This window comes from Leptospira biflexa serovar Patoc strain 'Patoc 1 (Paris)' (assembly GCF_000017685.1).
Taxonomy (GTDB): Bacteria; Spirochaetota; Leptospiria; order Leptospirales; family Leptospiraceae; genus Leptospira_A; species Leptospira_A biflexa.
The window spans coordinates 751,588-768,451 of the sequence record NC_010602.1 but is presented as its reverse complement, the minus strand read 5'-3'; the positions used below and the strand labels follow the sequence as shown (position 1 = coordinate 768,451).

The following is a 16,864-nucleotide window of genomic DNA, read 5'->3' as shown; positions in this document are numbered from 1 at the left end:
AACCGTCCGAAGGGAAAACTAGAGAGGAAGAGAAATATGTTTGAAGCAACACATTTCATGAAAACTCAAGACCTTTTGGAACGAGGCCTTGGCGCAGCCACACAAAGGCGAAAAGTAATCACTGATAATATTGCCAATGCTGATGTTCCTAACTTCAAACGTTCTGAAGTTGTATTCGAATCGATGTTAAAACGAGCCATTGAATCCGAAAAAATTGAGAAGGAAAAAGCCGTTCCTACAAAAATCTCTAATGACCGTCATATTGAATTTTTTAAACCTCTCGACTACCGCGATGCAAAACCGAAAACCAATTTGGATTACCTCACAACGATGAGACCCGATGGGAACAACGTAGACATTGAAAAGGAAGTGGTCGAAGCCAATCAAAATCAAATGAGTTATAGTTTGATGATTGATAGACTCAACCAAAACAACCGCCTTCTCAACATTGTGATGAGAACCAACTAAGGAGTAAACGATGGGTATGTTTGATTCGATTAATATTTCCGCGACTGGGCTTTCGGCCCAAAGACTCCGAATGGATGTCATTTCGAATAACATTGCAAACTCAACCACAACGAGAAATACCAATGGGGATGGACCATTTCGTCGTGACCGCGTAATCCTAACACCGATTAACCTTAGAACCCAATGGAAGAGCCCTGTGTATCCTTTTGGGGTAGCCCCTGGAGAAGGAAAAGGGGTCAAGGTGATGAAAATTGAAAAGGACATGAGCCCACTTCGATTGACCTATGACCCAACCCACCCCGATGCCATCCAAACTGGGCCCAAAAAAGGATACGTCGAACTTCCCAATATCAACATTGTCACCGAGATGACGGATATGATCTCAGCTTCCCGTTCCTACGAAGCCAATGTCCAACTCATCAACGGATCCAAGGCAATGATGAACAAAGCAATGGAGATCGGTCGGGCCTAACCTCGCCTGACCTTTCCCAAACATTTTTCCATTTTGATCCTGGTTTTTCCCATGTGACATAATTTTTTACTTTAGGTTTTCGAAAACCAACCGATGATATGACTGAGGAACAAGCTATGTCCATTGACCGTATCACTCACCTATCATCTTCTACATACAAACCACACTCCCTCCTCCCACAAGGGGACAAAGTGGGAATCTTTCGTTCAGATGAGAGACACTACGGAAAAACAAATGAGGCAAAATCTCCTGATGAAGTGGCCGGTACTTTTGCGGATGCCTTAAAAAAAGCATTTGAACAAGTGAATGACCAACAAGTAGAAGCAGATGAACTCACTCAAAAAATCGTTTTTGATCCAAATTCAGTTGAGTTACATGATGTGATGATTGCAGCAGAAAAAGCAAGGATCTCACTTACCTTCGCCAAAACGATGTCAGACGGTTTTGTCAGAGCTTACAGAGAACTCACTACATTACGATAAGCAACAAAATACAAATCCATTGGTTTCCAAAACAGGGAAACCAATGTCGTTTGGTTTAAAGATTTTTTCCCTCAGTTTTCCAATTCCATCATTGAAGAGGACGACCAAACACTCGCTCAACGGACTCATAACGAATTTGGATTTGATCTCTTGGTCCCACCTTCACTCCACGTTTCATCTGGACTCCATCCAAACGTTCACCATTCACATACACAACCCAACCTTCGTTCCACGAATTTCGAAGCCCGTTCACTTCCATAATCTCTTCAGTGCGATTGGTGGAGATGAATCGCATGGATGGATCTTCTTTTTTGGATAACTCTGCCAAAAGAAAAAGTAAGTCTTTTGTTTCAAAGAGACTCGAAGGAATGGATTTAATTTCTTCAAACTCTTTTGAAATGAATTGGATTTGGATTTGTGGATCTTTACTTTTTTTAGTGTTTGGATAGGAATTACAATTTCCAAGTACTAGGAAACTAAAGGCAAAGATGGAGAGGGTAATCCAGAAAATGATACCAATCCTTTTTAGAGGATTGGGTGTAAGATCATCTTTCTGATTTCTCAAACGCATACACCAAACCTTGTGCATTCAAATTCACATCTAAATCTAAGAGAGACCAATCTTTTTCTGTGAGAATCACATCATTTTGATTCGCCAATGATTGGATCATGATTTTCACTTTTTTTTCCATAAAGGAAAGCCGATTTTCTTTGGGAATTTCTTTTAATTCCAAAATTGCATTTTGGCAATGGCGTAAACCTTCCTTTAGATCATCAGCACAATGTTTCAAGTTTTGAATAGGTCCAAAATGGGTCAAATAACAAACATTAGCTCCAGTTGACAATATCATATCTATCGAATGCATGGCCTCTTTTGCATCAAAGTCTGTGGGTGTGGTAGTTGGGAAAATAAAAGATTTCCCATTTTCCAAGTGAGGGTAAGAAATTCCAAACGAATCACCTGTAAATACTCCGTTTAAAGTTTGATCATAGATACAGAAGTGATGATTCGCATGTCCCTTAGTATAAATAAATTCAAAATGATGACCCCTCCAATCCAAAAACTCACCATTTTCCATCACTCGAACTCTTTCTTTCGGTATGGGTTTGATTTCCCCATACAATTTTTGGAAATTTTCTTTTCCATATACTGATGTTGCGCTTTTAATGAGTAGGCTTGGGTCTATCAAATGTTTGGCGGTTTTTGGATGGGCAAGTAACATAGCATTGGGGCATTTTTCTAGCAGTAACCAAGCCCCACCCGCATGGTCTAAGTGAACATGTGTCACAATGATGTATTCTAAACGAGTCACATCAACGTGGTTTTGTTCCATAGCAGAAAGAATTTTGGGAATGGCATGGGTTGTGTTTGTCTCAATGACAATTCCATACCCTTCCTCTTCTATAAGGTATGCTGAAGCTACTTGTTTGAGGTTGGCGTATTCAGTATCGATAGTGAAAAAAGATCCCATACCATAAGGTAAATTCAGGAAATCTCTTTGTCAGCCTAAATTCTTTTCATCCAATATTTCGAATCAACAATTTCAAAATGGAATTTCTTCGATCACTCATCTAAAGTTTAGGTAATTCCAAAACATCTTGGATCTTTTTCGATTCTTTTTCCAATTCTGTTTGAGACCAGTTCCATTCCTTTGCTGCGGTTTGGATGATTTGATCCATTTTTTCTTTTGGTAGGATACCAAGCGTTCCAAGACCGGTCCTTCTTAAAAAAATATCAGACAATGATTTTGCCATTTCGAACCGTATGGCATAAACCACTTCCGCTAGGATCTCACCATCTTCGTTAAGAACCTTTCCCAAATACGGATTTTCTTTTACCAAAGAAAGTATCGTTTCATACTCTAACCCATAATGACGGATGAGATAATCGATCGTTTTTTCTGAGAACTCTTTGTGTTTATCTTTTGATTCAGAGATAAAACTTTCAATGTCTAAAATTCCACTTCCATATAAGTGCTGTTTTGCGGAAATACTTGGGTTCATTTTTTGATTTAGTTTTTTACGAATGGAACGAAATATGGATTCTGCAAAATGCCGGCTTGTGGTAAACTTCCCGCCAGCTGCAGTGATGAGTCCTTTGATTCCATCTTTTTCATGGTCATACAATTCAGATTTGCGAGAAGCAGAATACGTATCATCGCCTGTTTCAGCAAGTGGCCGTAAACCTCCATACGAAGCGATCACATCCTCCATTTTGAGTTTTTCATTAAGGTGTGAAGTTTCATTGATGTAATCAATAAACTCAAGGATACTTTCTCGTGTCAGCTTCCAATCTTCCACCTTACCAAAGTAAGACTTTTCTGTTGGGCCAATCATGGAATGACCCCGCCAAGGTGCAAAACTAAAATGACCTTTTTCACCGACAAACAGAGTCATAATGGGAGAGAGTTGTTTTGTGATGAGATAAATCCCTTCCGATCTTTTTTTGGGGAAAACTGTTTCTGTTTTTTTTGACTTTGCCAATATATCTTGTGTCCAAGGTCCCGATGCGTTGATCGTGACTTTCGAATGGATTTTATATTCTCGATTAGAAATGGAATCCATTACATGAACCCCCACCACTCTATCTCCATCCCATAAGAGGTCTCTCACTTCCGTATAATTGGAAATCTTGGCACCATACAATACGGCGGACTTCAAAAAACTAAGAGTCAATCGTTCGGGGCTCAAACAAATGGCATCATAAAAGTAAGCAGCATCTTCATAATCTCCTAAATTCAATTTCTTGAGCCCTTCTCGCTTGAGATACTTGTGGTTCGGAATCTTTTTAGATTTGTCCCAAGTCCAACCTTTATCAAAAGACAAAAGATCATACACTAGAAGTCCCATCCTCGCTATGATCCCAGGTTTTGGCAAAATCATAGGATACGGATAAACTAAGTTAGGTGCAATGTTTGACAAATTCCTTCTTTCTTTTAATGCTTCTCTGACAAGGCCAATTTCAAATTGTTTTAGATACCGAAGGCCACCATGGATGAGTTTTCCAGTGGCAGCTGATGTGGCTCCGCCAAAGTCTTTTTTTTCAACAAGACAAACGGATCCTCCGCGACTTGCCACTTCATACGCGAGTGTAGCACCAGTGATCCCACCGCCAATGATGGTCACATCGAAAGATTCTCCCTGATAGGATTCAATGAAACGATCCAATTTTAAACTCAAAAGGACTTCCCTCCAATCTGCAACCAAACTTTGATTTGTTGGATTAAATTCTCTCTTTCACTTGGAATGTCCCAGAGTCCGAGTCGTAATAGAAGTGAAGAAAGTCTCCATTCGTTGATCTGAGATTCGGTCATCCCACTTTGTTTCTGGTATGATTTTAAATATCCATGCAGAATGAACTTACGGACAAGCGTGTAAAAGAGGATCTTTAACTTGGGAGTGCCTGGCCATAATTCAGCATCTGTAAATAATAATTTGGTAAAGGAAACATCAGCACATGGATTCCCTTTGGCAGCCGTCATCCAATCGATAATGATTCGGTCCTTGCCTTGTACGATGACATTTTCTGGATGGAAATCCAAATGTAAAACGGAATCCCCGTCTGGCAAATTTTGGATGTAGGTTTGGATGCTTTCCTTTTCTTTCGGATTTAAAAACTGAAGCGATTTTGCCGCCAAACAATCGTTTAAAATCAGTTTAATGTCTTTTAATTTTTGGCTTTTTATCGAATGCATTGCAAAATGTAGTCTGGCAAGAGTGTCTGCAATGCGAAAGAGTTCAATAGGATTTTTGTCAGGTAATTTTGTTAATGAAATTCCATCCAATCGATCGAATACCAAACCATACCGTTCCCCAACTTTTACCTTTCCATAACAAATCTTTTTAGTCACAGACAATCGAGCCACTTCCACAGTGTTTTCATATTCTGTTTCCATCTCTGTTTTTGTTGTTTGAGGGAAAAATAATTTCAGGATTTTGTTGTCGGGAAGTAGATACAAATCAGCCGACCGACCGATGGCAAAAGGATTACCCAATTTTTCATACGTTAACTCAGTATATAAATTCATTTTTTACCTTCTTCAATTTAAGAATTTAACATCGCAAAATGTTTTTTGTTTGATTCGTATAGATTCTGAAACACAGAAAAGTTTTTATCGTATACAGGTTTTAGAAAAGTGTTAGGTGTCCATGTTTGATCCACAGGGATCATTTGTTTGATGTCTTCGAACTCCTTGATTTTGCCGAGTCCTAGTGCGGCGATGGCGGCAGCACCAATGGCACCCACGTTTTCTGGGTGGATAACCCTTTCGATCGTTTTACCTGTTATATCAGCTAACATTTGACAAATAAAACTAGACCTTGCCACACCACCCACAAATCGAATCTTGTTGGATGTTTTTACTTTCCGATCAGACAATTCCAAAATCCAACGTTTGTGAAATAAAATCCCTTCAATCACAGCACGGATCAACACTCGTTTACCAGTATGTAAACTGATATTAAAAAAGATCCCTCTTGCTTTTGGATCTTCAAATGGACAACGATTCCCATGTAACCAAGGTGTAAAGATGACACCATGCGATCCTGGTTCTGTGTCTTTGATGGAATCAAACATAAACTCAAACAAACTTTCATAGATAGCGTCAGGTCCATCTGTGATTTTCTTTTTTTCTAAATATAAATCAATTTCATCCAATGCCAAATGGTCTTTTACCCATTGTAAACATTTACCTGATGTTTCTTGTTCCCCAAAATAATTATAATACCCATCTCTTGCACCTACAATGGAAGCGATTCTCGCATCAATATCGACAGTTCTTTTTTTGGTAACAGTACCAATCCAACCAGAAGTACCGGCATAGATATGTGTATCTCCTTCTTCTACTGCACCCGCGCCAACTCCAATGAGAGAGGCATCTCCCCCACCACCAAACACGAGTGTATCGGTCTTTAATCCCAAAAATTCAGCGGCTTCTCTTGTTAATCCGCCAACTTTTTCTTCTGCGTTAATGATTTTTGGCAAATGTTCCCTACGAACTCCAAACAATTTACAAAGGAGAGGACTCCAATCGCCCTTTCCTTTTCTAGAGTTGTATAAAAAAGTTGCAAATGCAGAATCCCGAGTCATGACCGCCTCGTTTGTACACCTAGCGATTAAATATTCTTTGACATCAAACCACCACCTCACCTTACCAAAGTTTTCTGGTTCGTTCTTTTCTACCCATTTGTATTTCCAGATAGGATCTTTTACACTCGCAGCAACTGCACCGGTGATCCAAAGAGATAACAATAGTTTAATGGCATTAATCCCTTCAATTTTGAATCCATGGCTGATTCCTTTTTTCATTTCCGAACTGGCCCTTTGGTCCATATAACTCATTGCATTTCGAACTGGATCAAAATTTTCATCAACAAGGACTAATCCTTGCATCTGAGAACAAAACGAAATCCCTTGGATCCGATCTTTGTTCATCTTTGCATCGCTTAATACGGTTGCAGTGGTAGATTGCATTGCCAACCACCAATCCTCTGGATTCTGTTCTGCTCCCCCGTTTGCAAGGAGTTGGATGGGGTATTCCTTTGTGGCAGATGCGAGCAATTCAAGAGTGGAATTCACACGGAAAAGGCATGTTTTGACTCCCGTGGTGCCAATATCATAGGCCAAAATGCAGTCTGTATCCATGGAAACTCCTTCGTTTCGGGGACCGTTTCCCCCTAATGTTACGCTTAATCCTTCCATTTGGGAAAAATCTGGTAATTTTCTACGCCAAAGAGAAAAAAGTGAGTGATCACTCACAAGGATTTAGTAGGATCAGCTCCGTTGGCAATCGATTTTCCAATCTCCTTCTCCTTTTCTGCAAAGATTTCGGAACGAGGGGATGCCTAGGATGGGTTGTCAAGTTTCTACGAAAGGGAGAAGTTATGAGCCAAATGCCAGTAAAAGTCTACGGATACCGTTGGGTGGTTTTATTTGCCTACATCGTGATCACAGCCACCATTTGTTTACAATGGCTGACATTTGCACCCATTGCCCGGGAAGCAAAAGAATTTTACCAAGTCTCAGCCCTTCAAATTGATCTTCTCTCCTTGGTTTTTTTGGTCGTCTTTGTTTTGATCGCGATCCCTGCATCTTATGTCATTGATACCTATGGAGTAAAAATTGGTGTGGGTTTTGGTGCCGTCCTAACAGGTGTTTTTGGGTTACTGAAAGGTTTTTATGCTGATACTTATACCATGGTACTTGTTTGCCAACTAGGTCTTGCCATCGCCCAACCATTCCTTCTCAATGCTGTGACAAAAATTAGCGTGTTATGGTTTCCGATCCAGGAACGAGCCACCTCAGTGGCACTTGGTACTCTGGCTCAGTTTTTGGGAATCATCCTAGTAATGATCCTCACACCTATTTTATTACATAGTGGCCAAACGATTGCGCAAGTGATGATGGTGTATGGATTTGTATCACTCGGAAGTTCCATTTTATTTTTGGTCCTTGTCAAAGAAAAACCCCCCACCTCACCGAGCACACATGGAGAAGACCATGAATTGCCTTTTTTAGAGGGGATTCGGTTTTTATGGAAACAAGCAGACATGAAAAAAATTCTTTTTTTGTTCCTTATCGGACTCGGAGTCTTCAATGCCGTGAGTACGTGCATTGATCAAATTTGTGAGATCAAGGGACTGAACACAGAAGAATCAGGTTTAGTTGGTGGTGTGATGCTTATCTCAGGGATCATCGGTGGAATCTTAATTCCTCCTATCTCCGATAAAATTCAAAAACGAAAACTATTTTTAGTCATCGCTATGATTGGTTTTCTAACAGGTCTTAGCGTATTTGTTTTATTGGAAGGGTTTGTTTCCTTACTCATTGGATCCATTGTGATCGGATTTTTCCTACTAGGAATTGGGGCTCCGATTGGATTCCAATACTGCGCCGAGATCACGTCGCCAGCTCCAGAATCCACTTCCCAAGGATTGTTATTACTTGTGGGCCAAGTGTCTGGGATCTTATTTATCCTGGGCCTCAACTTTTTTGGAATGGTTTCGTTTTTGTATGTTTTACTTGGATTAACAGCTGTCACACTGGCTTTGGTGTTTCGATTGAAAGAAAGTCCGTTTATGGAACCTTAACGCGCACCCAAGGCTCGCCTGATGAACTTCATCACAGCTTGCACAACACCTTCATCATCTCCAAAGACTCCATCACCCAAATAAATTTTCATACGCTCTTTATAATACACAGTGGCGTATGAAAACTGTAAGGTCATAAAAAGATTATCAAGCAAAAAGGCAGACAGGTTACTATCTACATCGCTGGCAATGGTACCCTCTTTTTTGGCAGTATCAATCATATCGATATAACATTTTGCAGATAAGGATTCTAACTCACCTGACAGGCGTGTGATGAGTTCATAATTACTTTCGGTTGTCATTTCATTGTACAATCGTATGATGTCTTGGTTCATACGTGAGTGGTTTTGGATGATCCTTACAATCTTTTCCACTTTACCAAAAAAATCCAAATCCATGGACAAAACAGTTTCCAAGGTTTTTTCCAATTGGGTGATCCCATAATCCACAACGGTGAGGAAAAAATCTTCTTTGGTTTCAAAGTATTTGTACAATGATCCAACACTGATCCCTGCTTTTTGGGCGATGGTGTTGGTATTGGCACTTGTGAACCCACGGTTGGCAAATTCGGAGATTGCGATGGATAAAATCCGAGTCCGTTTTTCTTCTGAGATCCGTTCAAAACTTTCGTTAAAATGCTTCGTGACTGCCATACCTATCTTTCCGTCCTATAAATGAAAAAAGGCTGGATTTCTCAAGGAAATTGATCGGAATTTCCAGAGAATCCAAGAAACTTTCTAAATTTTCAAATTTCCTTCTTGACAATGAGTGATGACTCACTCATTGTCAAGTGAAAAGAAACCGGACGAGGACAAATCGTATGGCCACAGGCTTTTCCATCAATGAATACCCGAATGTAGACCAAATCTACAAAGACTTACGGAAATTAGTTTCCCTACCGATCCGTTCCATTCGCAAAAACGAAATGGAAAACATCATCCAAAACTATTTCGAAACAAAATGCGCCAAGTCCAAAACGATGATCACCAAGGCTTCGGAATTCATTCCTGGTGGTGTCCAACACAACTTGTCTTTTAATTTTCCATTCCCTCTCGTGTTCACCAAAGCGGCCGGCGCTTATTTGTATGATTTAGATGGAAACAAATACATCGACTTTTTACAAGCTGGTGGACCCACAGTGCTTGGAAGTAACCCAACCAGTGTTCGTAAAAAAGTCATCGAACTTTTGGATTCCACAGGGCCTGTGACAGGTCTCTTTCATGAATACGAATACAAACTCGCTGAGAAAATTGTCGAACTCGTTCCTTCAGTGGAGATGTTTCGCATGTTAGGTTCAGGAACGGAAGCTTGTATGGCATCCATACGCGTGGCAAGGCTTGCAACAAAGAAAAAAAACATCGTGAAGATGGGGGGAGCTTATCATGGATGGAGTGACCAACTTGCTTACGGACTACGAATCCCAGGAACAAGACATTTCGAAGCCAATGGTGTTCCTAGATCCATTTTCAAATACACACAAGAATTTTATCCCAATGATTTAAACTCACTCGAATCTGTCCTCAAACGAAATCGTTTTTTTGGAGGGACAGCAGCAGTCCTCATTGAACCTGTCGGACCCGAAAGTGGCACTAGGCCTCTTGACTTTGACTTCAATAAAGGTGTGAGAGAACTTTGTAACAAGTATGGCGCCCTTCTCATTTTTGATGAAGTGGTCACGGCATTTCGTATTGGGCTCAGCGGGGCACAAGGGTATTTTGGTGTGGATCCTGATCTCACTGTATTTGGAAAGGTAGTCGCAGGTGGTTACCCTTCTGCCGGTGGACTTGGTGGTAAAAAAGAATACATGAAGTATGTATCCGCTGGATTACAAACTGGCACCAAAAAGGCGTTAATCGGTGGGACAATGGCCGCAAACCCACTCAGTTCCCTTGCCGGATATTTCACGTTATGCGAAATGGAAAAAACCAAGGCTTGCGAAACATCAGGAAGGGCTGGAGATAGACTGACCAAAGGCCTACAAAAACTCATTAAAAAATACGATCTTCCTTTTGTTGCTTTCAACCAAGGTTCCATTTGCCACTTGGAAACAGTTGGTACCATGTTACTCGACATCGATATCAAAAAGTTTTGGACCATCAAAAAGACCATCGCGGAAGCTCATAAACGAAAACATGCAATGGAAGAAATGGGAGCCGCTTACATGTCGGAAGGTCTTGTGACACTTGCGGGAAGTCGTTTGTATACAAGTGCTTCTGATACGGACGCAGTGATTGATGATGCCTTAAAACGATTTGACCGAGTGTTCCAAAAAGTGGAAGGAGTTTAGGTGGTCTAAGAGATTAAGGAAGTATGATTGTTAGGATTTCCATTGATATCGATATCCTTTCAATCAACTAACATTTCTTTGATCACATTCTTAATTTTTTGATTCGTTTTCGGATCAGAAGAACCAAGTTTTTGCATCAATCTCGATTGGTCCACAGTTCGTATCTGGTCCAATACTATGAAACCTTTTTTACCTTGAAACGAAATGGATACCCGAGTTGGGTATTCTCTCATTACAGTTGTCATAGGAGCGATCATCACAGTGCGTATGAATTCGTTCATCTCATTTGGAGAGATCACAATGCAAGGTCTTGATTTTTGGATTTCATGTCCAACAGTTGGATCCAAATTGACGAGGTAGATATCATATTGTTTCGTCACCATTCCCAGCCCTCAACCTCTTGTTCCAAAACATCTGGCAAAAGGAGTGAATCATCATTCTCTTTTGCCATCTCTTGGAATTGGGTCGACCAACCTTGTCTTGGTCTCTGTTTATACGGAGAGATGATAATTTTATCACCCTCTATCTGCAAATCCACTGCATCTTCGATCTGGCATTCTGCAAGAACTGTCTTGGGGATTCGAATGCCTTTGGAATTACCAATCTGCACGACTGCTACTTTCATTGTAATTACAACGTAATTACAATGAAACTCTCGTCAATCGGAAAGAACTAGGAATATAACAGGATTTTTACTCCCCCCGAAAAGTACTTGTACAATTCAGGGATTTCGTGGCATTATGTCTCAAATCTCGACGAGGCCCGAACTATGCCTGAACCACTGCAAAAGATCATCGACAATCTAAAAGAGTTATTCAACAAACTCGACAAAACCAAAAAAATGATTTTGGCTGGGGTACTTGCAGTGGTAGTGGTGGCCGTCATCATCCTCTCCAATGTCTCCTCCCAAAGGAACCGAGTGGTCCTTTTCAAAGACTTGGATTCCAAAGACTTCTCTGAAGTGACAAAAAAATTAGATGCCCTTGGTTACTCTTATGGCTCAAGCGAAACAAGTCTCATCACTGTTGATCCAGAACAAAGGCAAGAAATTGTCACAAAACTCGCACAAGAGAATTTAATCCCTGCTGGTGTGACTGGTTGGGAACTCTTTGATATCGAAAAATTCACAGAAACTCAATTTGATAAAGACATCAAAAAGTACAGAGCACTCAAAGGTGCGATTGAAAAGTCGCTTAACACCTTACGCCCAATCGAAAAAGCAGATGTAAACATTGCCATCCCCGAAGGGGATTTGTTTGAATCCAATTCGTATCCTGTGAAAGCAAGTGTGATCTTACACTTCCGACCAGGTGTGGAAGGGATTAGCAAAAAAGAAATCAAAGGGATTGTCAACTTAGTCGCGAGAGCTGTTCCGAAACTCAAACCAGAAAACGTGAGTGTGGCCGATCCCGATGGAAAGATCATTTCCGATTTTGAAGAAGACTTAGAAAAAGAAAGATTAGAACTACGTATCGTCCAAGAAAAATTACGAATCGAAGAAGAAGAACGTGTCAAACGACTCATTGATATCCGAAATACACTTCGATGGTATTTGGGTGGTGAAGACCGAGTGGACATCACTCGCTTTGAATACTCCTTCAACTGGGACCAAGAATCCTTAACAGAAAACGAAGTTTTACCCGTTGTTGCCGAGGAAGATAACCCTGACACTCCATATAACGAACGTAAATTGGTTGATGGTTATTCCTTAAAAGTTTCATCCAAAGAAACAAAGGAATCATTTAAAGGAAGGGGATTTACTCCAGATGGACCGGCAGGTACAGAACCAAACCTACCTCCTGGTTATAAAGATACCGATTACCAAAAAGCCGAATATTCCAAAGACGAAAATATCAATAACTACGAATTCAACAAACGTGTGAAAGATATCAAACGCCAACCTTGGAAAATTGAAAAGATCGGATTGTCTGTCGTTGTGGATGGAGTTTGGGAACGAAAAGAACGGGAAGATGGGTTGGGTTATGATCGTAAGTACATCCCTGTTGCGGAACCCGATTTAAAACTCATTCGTAAAAACTTAGAAGCAGCGATTGGATACACTCGTTCCCGTGGTGACCAAATCAGTGTGATCACGATTCCGAAAGATAGAACCGAACAATTCCGCGCAGAAGATGAAGAGTTCCAAAGACAACGTGCCATCCGCAATATGGTGATCGCATCCCTAGTCATTCTCATCTTACTCATCCTTGCCATCTTAGTGTATCGAGCGATCAAAAAAGAAATCGCAAGAAGAAGAAGACTCAGAGAAGAAGAACTTGCAGCGCAACAACAGATGATGAGAGAAGCGGCACTCCGTGTGATGGACGAAGGGGGAGCAGAAGTCGAACTCTCCCTCGACGAAAAACTCAGACGGGAACTCCTCGAAAATGCAATCAACCTGGCAAAAGAAAAACCAGAAGATGTGGCGCAATTACTCCGCACTTGGCTTGCGGAAGAAGAACAAACGTAAGACAAACAGAACTTAGCTGATCTTTGATTATGTATCGGCTAGGTTTCTTTTTTCCACCGAATATTGGCACCACGAGAAATCCGAGCATACACCTCTCGGAAGTATTGGTTTGGTGCCTTACCATCAGGGTCTTGCGAATAACGTGGCCTTAGGCGGTGGACAAAGTACATATCCAAATCCCCTTTGTTTTTCCCATGAATTTTTCCACGGTATTCTGTTTCAAAAAAATATTTCACAAGTTCATATGTTTCTTTGGAGACATTGATTTTTCCAGTTTCCCCACCTGATTCCATACGAGATGCTGTGTTCACGGTATCTCCCCAAATGTCATAGGCAAATTTAAACCGACCCACAACACCTGCCACCACTGGCCCCGTATGGATTCCCAATCGTAATTCCCAAAAGGGTAAGTTTAAGGCAGACTTAATTTCTTTTAATTGGTTCATGAAACTTTGGATTTCTAATGCCGCCAAACATGCATCAATCGCACTTGTTCTATTTTCGACAGGTAAGCCACCAGCGCACATATAACTATCACCAATGGTTTTTAGTTTTTCCAAATTGTTGCGAAGGATGATTTCATCAAATTGAGTGAAACAAGCGTCCAGTTCTTCAATCAAACTTTGTTCATCCATGCCTTCTGCAACTCTTGTGAATCCTTTGAAGTCAGTGAATAATACGGTAGCGTTTTCAAAACGAGTTGGATTTACACTTCCCTTCGCTTTCAGTTCTAGTGCCACTTTGTAAGGCAAAATGTTTAACAATAATTTTTCAGATTCTTCTCTTGCCTCTTCTGCCTTGTCCTGAGCAATGAGAGCTTTTTCTCTTTCTTCATCTGCCTTTTGTTTTTCTAAATCTAACAAGAAGTAACTGATATCCAATTCTTCGGCAAGAGGCCTTGACATGATGTATACGACCAAATAGTTAAAAAGAACTAAAGGTAAAACAATCATCGTAAGATGAAAAGCAGATTCCCCAACTCCGTATTGTTCTCTGATTAAAGGAAAATACAATATCGCCGCAATTGCCATAGTGATGAGACCAAGGTTTGCTAACCTTTGGCTGAGTTGGATCGTCCTTCCTTCTAAAGACAAGGCTCCATGCCGTAAGACCGCATAACCAAGTAAAAACGCTGGAATGAATTGGAAGTCTGCAATCGGATAAATTGGAATGCCATGGCTTGGGAGCAATGCCGCAAGTAATAATAAGGCAGACAATAAAAAGGAGCCAATGATCCATTTGGATGCAAAATTAATGTAACCTTTGTTGCGAATGAAGGTAAATAATACTAAAATCAGGGCTATGGCACCATTGGCTCCGACAAGTAATTCCGCAGGTCCCCCATGGTGTACCCTTGACCAAGGGTAATCATAATACCCAACAAACAGATAGGGAGAGGGAGCTAAGATGGCTGCAGTGACACAGAGGAAGTCGATCCCTTGTAGCCAAATGGGTGACTTTTGACCTATGGCCTCAAACACAAGTCGCACCATAATACTCGGTGCAAAGGCAAATGCCACAAATGTCATCTGGGAAATACGAAGTTGCACCACATAGGAAATGTTCAATTTGAGTGGAACCGATTGGATCACATAAAAACCAGTGAGGATCAGCGCAAATGCACAAAGTTGATTGATCCGGGCGGATGGATTGGCTCCCGCAACAATGATGGACAAAAAAACAGCACCAAACACTGATATGACGGGCGGAATCCCCCAGGGGTACCATTTTGCTGATTCATATGCATTTGGTGAAAGTCCAAAGGAAACTCCAAAGGAGATAAAAATTAAAACAAAAGAAAGCAGTGCAAATAGAAAGTAAAACATCCCGTTTTTTTGAAACAAGAGTTCGTTTACATCAAAAAAATCCGAGCGAAACACTCCGTAGGCGACAAGTAACATGGGAATGAATAAAAAGAATCCACCCGGGTATACTTTAAAACCCAAAATACTTGGTGCATTGAGAGTGGTTAATAAAAACAATAAATTCACTCCATGAAAGAGTGTTAGATGGTAATGTTTGCGTATGTATTGGTAATGTTTGATAAAAGAAGGAAGGATGAGTAAAAAATAACCAAGAGGTGCAAGGATCCCCCATGGCCTAACAAAGGCACTACCCCTAGGGTATTTGCCGAATGGGAATTCAAAGACAGTCGTCTCAAATCCTTTTCCTAAGATGACCCCTAAATAGAGAACAAAACTCGCAAACCAACAGATGTATGAATAATAAAGTAATAGTTTACTTTGTTTCCCCGTCATGTGATAGGCGAGGTAAAATGCTGTGGGCGCAAGAGGTGCTACGAAAAAATACAAAAGGTCATTCCAAAGCACAAGTGTTTCCACATCTTGGACCCAAGCCCGAGTGGTTAACACCAAACCAACACATCCAAAACTAATAAAGGATATGGTTAAATTCAGATGAAAAAATTTATCATCGTCTTTCGACTTCCGATACTTTTGAAATGCAAAATAACTTAAGAATAAACCAACAAAAAAAGTTAATATCCCCGGTGCACCATATGGAATTTGGTACCAAAAGTATTCCCAATTGGATATAATTCCCTCCGGTTTCACAAAATAAATCAGAGAATATGATTCCATCCTTTATATCATCGGCTTCGAAATATTGAGAAAATAGTAAATTCTTCTATTTGACTCACTTCTTGAATTGTTGTGCTATGTCGGATATGTTAGATCTTAATTTTCCAAAAAAGAACGCTACAGAATGGTTGGCCGCTGGTAAATTTTTTGAATTTAAAAAATTTCAAATCTTCTACATCCAAGAAGGTAGAGGACAAAACTTAATCTTACTCCATGGGTTTCCCACTTCCTCTTGGGATTATTCGAAAATCTTCAATGGGTTAACACGATACTTCAATACTATTGCAATTGACTTTTTAGGATTTGGTTATTCTTCAAAGCCCACCAAACATACATATACGCTCATGGAACAAACCGATATCATCGAAACTTTTATCGAAAAAAATGCTCTCAAACGAGTTAAATTTGTATTCCATGATTACGCTGTCAGTGTTGGACAAGAAATCCTCGCAAGGCATTTGGAACGTTCCGAACGTAAGTATGAAATTGATGGTGCTGTTTTTTTTAATGGAGGACTTTTCCCCCATTTACACCGCCCCACATTCAAACAAAAACTTCTCGCCACACCAATCTTAGGTGCAATCCTCGCAAGGTTTTATGATGAAAAGAAGTTTGGTGTGGCTTTTAGTGATGTGTTTGGAAAAAATACCAAACCCACTGATAAAGAAATTTCCGTTTTATGGAAACTCATCACTTACCCAAACAAAGTCCTTATCCCTCATAAATTACTTAAGTACATCGCCGAAAGGAGGTTACACGGAGTACGATGGAAAAATGCTCTTCTCCAAACAGAAGTCCCACTTCTATTCATCAATGGAGGGGAAGATCCGGTGAGTGGAAGCCACCTAGCTGATGAAATCGAAACACTTCCAATCAAAAACAAAAAATTAATCCGATGGCCAAACATTGGACACTACCCTATGTGGGAAAATCCAGAAGAAAGTTTTAAGGAAATTTACGAATTTTTAAAATAAAAAAGGATTCGGCAGTTCAATT

General features: G+C 40.4%; 16 protein-coding genes. 7 read left to right on the top strand and 9 right to left on the bottom strand.

The window, feature by feature from the left end; translation table 11 throughout:
• Nucleotides 1–36 precede the first annotated feature (36 nt).
• From flgB to fliE, 3 genes are all read left to right on the top strand, one after another.
• Nucleotides 37–468, top strand: a complete 432-nt coding sequence (gene flgB, locus LEPBI_RS03710; protein WP_012387771.1) for a flagellar basal body rod protein FlgB — start codon at nucleotides 37–39, stop codon at nucleotides 466–468.
• A 10-nt stretch (nucleotides 469–478) separates the two neighbouring features.
• Nucleotides 479–940 (top strand): flagellar basal body rod protein FlgC, encoded by a 462-nt coding sequence (gene flgC / locus LEPBI_RS03705; RefSeq protein WP_012387770.1) that lies wholly within the window; start codon nucleotides 479–481, stop codon nucleotides 938–940.
• A 98-nt stretch (nucleotides 941–1,038) separates the two neighbouring features.
• Nucleotides 1,039–1,422, top strand: a complete 384-nt coding sequence (gene fliE / locus LEPBI_RS03700; RefSeq protein ID WP_012476152.1) for a flagellar hook-basal body complex protein FliE — start codon at nucleotides 1,039–1,041, stop codon at nucleotides 1,420–1,422.
• A gap of 88 nt (nucleotides 1,423–1,510) precedes the next feature.
• Here the strand turns inward: fliE and LEPBI_RS19215 are convergent, their stop codons facing one another.
• The 5 genes from LEPBI_RS19215 to LEPBI_RS03675 form a co-directional block, all read right to left on the bottom strand.
• Entirely contained in the window at nucleotides 1,511–1,993 is a 483-nt protein-coding gene (locus tag LEPBI_RS19215) for a hypothetical protein (RefSeq protein WP_041769632.1), read from the bottom strand.
• Nucleotides 1,968–2,894 (bottom strand): MBL fold metallo-hydrolase, encoded by a 927-nt coding sequence (locus LEPBI_RS03690; protein WP_012387767.1) that lies wholly within the window; start codon nucleotides 2,892–2,894, stop codon nucleotides 1,968–1,970. The genes LEPBI_RS19215 and LEPBI_RS03690 overlap by 26 nt, the downstream gene beginning before the upstream one ends.
• Nucleotides 2,895–2,994: 100 nt before the next feature.
• A complete protein-coding gene (locus LEPBI_RS03685) occupies nucleotides 2,995–4,602 on the bottom strand; it encodes a glycerol-3-phosphate dehydrogenase/oxidase (protein WP_012387766.1) in 1,608 nt (535 codons plus the stop codon).
• Nucleotides 4,599–5,450, bottom strand: coding sequence for an aminoglycoside phosphotransferase family protein (locus LEPBI_RS03680; protein WP_012387765.1), 852 nt, complete (start codon nucleotides 5,448–5,450; stop codon nucleotides 4,599–4,601). Before LEPBI_RS03680 ends, LEPBI_RS03685 begins: the two co-directional genes overlap by 4 nt.
• A gap of 17 nt (nucleotides 5,451–5,467) precedes the next feature.
• Nucleotides 5,468–7,066, bottom strand: coding sequence for a xylulokinase (locus tag LEPBI_RS03675; protein ID WP_012387764.1), 1,599 nt, complete (start codon nucleotides 7,064–7,066; stop codon nucleotides 5,468–5,470).
• 239 nt (nucleotides 7,067–7,305) lie between these two features.
• Here LEPBI_RS03675 and LEPBI_RS03670 point away from each other — a divergent pair, with 239 nt between their 5' ends.
• Nucleotides 7,306–8,511, top strand: coding sequence for an MFS transporter (locus tag LEPBI_RS03670; RefSeq protein ID WP_012387763.1), 1,206 nt, complete (start codon nucleotides 7,306–7,308; stop codon nucleotides 8,509–8,511).
• On the opposite strand, the gene LEPBI_RS03665 is transcribed toward LEPBI_RS03670, so the two are convergent.
• Nucleotides 8,508–9,164 carry a TetR/AcrR family transcriptional regulator gene (locus tag LEPBI_RS03665; RefSeq protein ID WP_012387762.1) on the bottom strand — a complete coding sequence of 219 codons (657 nt, stop codon included), beginning with the start codon at nucleotides 9,162–9,164 and terminating at the stop codon, nucleotides 8,508–8,510. The two genes, LEPBI_RS03670 and LEPBI_RS03665, sit on opposite strands and share 4 nt — an antisense overlap.
• A 167-nt stretch (nucleotides 9,165–9,331) precedes the next feature.
• Here LEPBI_RS03665 and LEPBI_RS03660 point away from each other — a divergent pair, with 167 nt between their 5' ends.
• Nucleotides 9,332–10,798, top strand: a complete 1,467-nt coding sequence (locus LEPBI_RS03660; RefSeq protein ID WP_012387761.1) for an aspartate aminotransferase family protein — start codon at nucleotides 9,332–9,334, stop codon at nucleotides 10,796–10,798.
• Nucleotides 10,799–10,857: 59 nt separating this feature from the next.
• Here the strand turns inward: LEPBI_RS03660 and LEPBI_RS03655 are convergent, their stop codons facing one another.
• Nucleotides 10,858–11,181 (bottom strand): type II toxin-antitoxin system PemK/MazF family toxin, encoded by a 324-nt coding sequence (locus LEPBI_RS03655; protein WP_012387760.1) that lies wholly within the window; start codon nucleotides 11,179–11,181, stop codon nucleotides 10,858–10,860.
• On the bottom strand, nucleotides 11,175–11,423 hold the full coding sequence (locus tag LEPBI_RS03650; RefSeq protein WP_012387759.1) for an AbrB/MazE/SpoVT family DNA-binding domain-containing protein: 249 nt from the start codon (nucleotides 11,421–11,423) through the stop codon (nucleotides 11,175–11,177). Before LEPBI_RS03650 ends, LEPBI_RS03655 begins: the two co-directional genes overlap by 7 nt.
• Before the next feature lie 144 nt (nucleotides 11,424–11,567).
• On the opposite strand from LEPBI_RS03650, the gene fliF reads away from it, so the two are divergent.
• Nucleotides 11,568–13,268 (top strand): flagellar basal-body MS-ring/collar protein FliF, encoded by a 1,701-nt coding sequence (gene fliF, locus LEPBI_RS03645; protein ID WP_012387758.1) that lies wholly within the window; start codon nucleotides 11,568–11,570, stop codon nucleotides 13,266–13,268.
• Between the two features lie 38 nt (nucleotides 13,269–13,306).
• On the opposite strand, the gene LEPBI_RS03640 is transcribed toward fliF, so the two are convergent.
• Nucleotides 13,307–15,868, bottom strand: coding sequence for an adenylate/guanylate cyclase domain-containing protein (locus LEPBI_RS03640; RefSeq protein ID WP_012387757.1), 2,562 nt, complete (start codon nucleotides 15,866–15,868; stop codon nucleotides 13,307–13,309).
• Between the two features lie 86 nt (nucleotides 15,869–15,954).
• Here LEPBI_RS03640 and LEPBI_RS03635 point away from each other — a divergent pair, with 86 nt between their 5' ends.
• Nucleotides 15,955–16,842, top strand: coding sequence for an alpha/beta fold hydrolase (locus LEPBI_RS03635; protein WP_226992874.1), 888 nt, complete (start codon nucleotides 15,955–15,957; stop codon nucleotides 16,840–16,842).
• The last annotated feature ends 22 nt before the right edge of the window (nucleotides 16,843–16,864 follow it).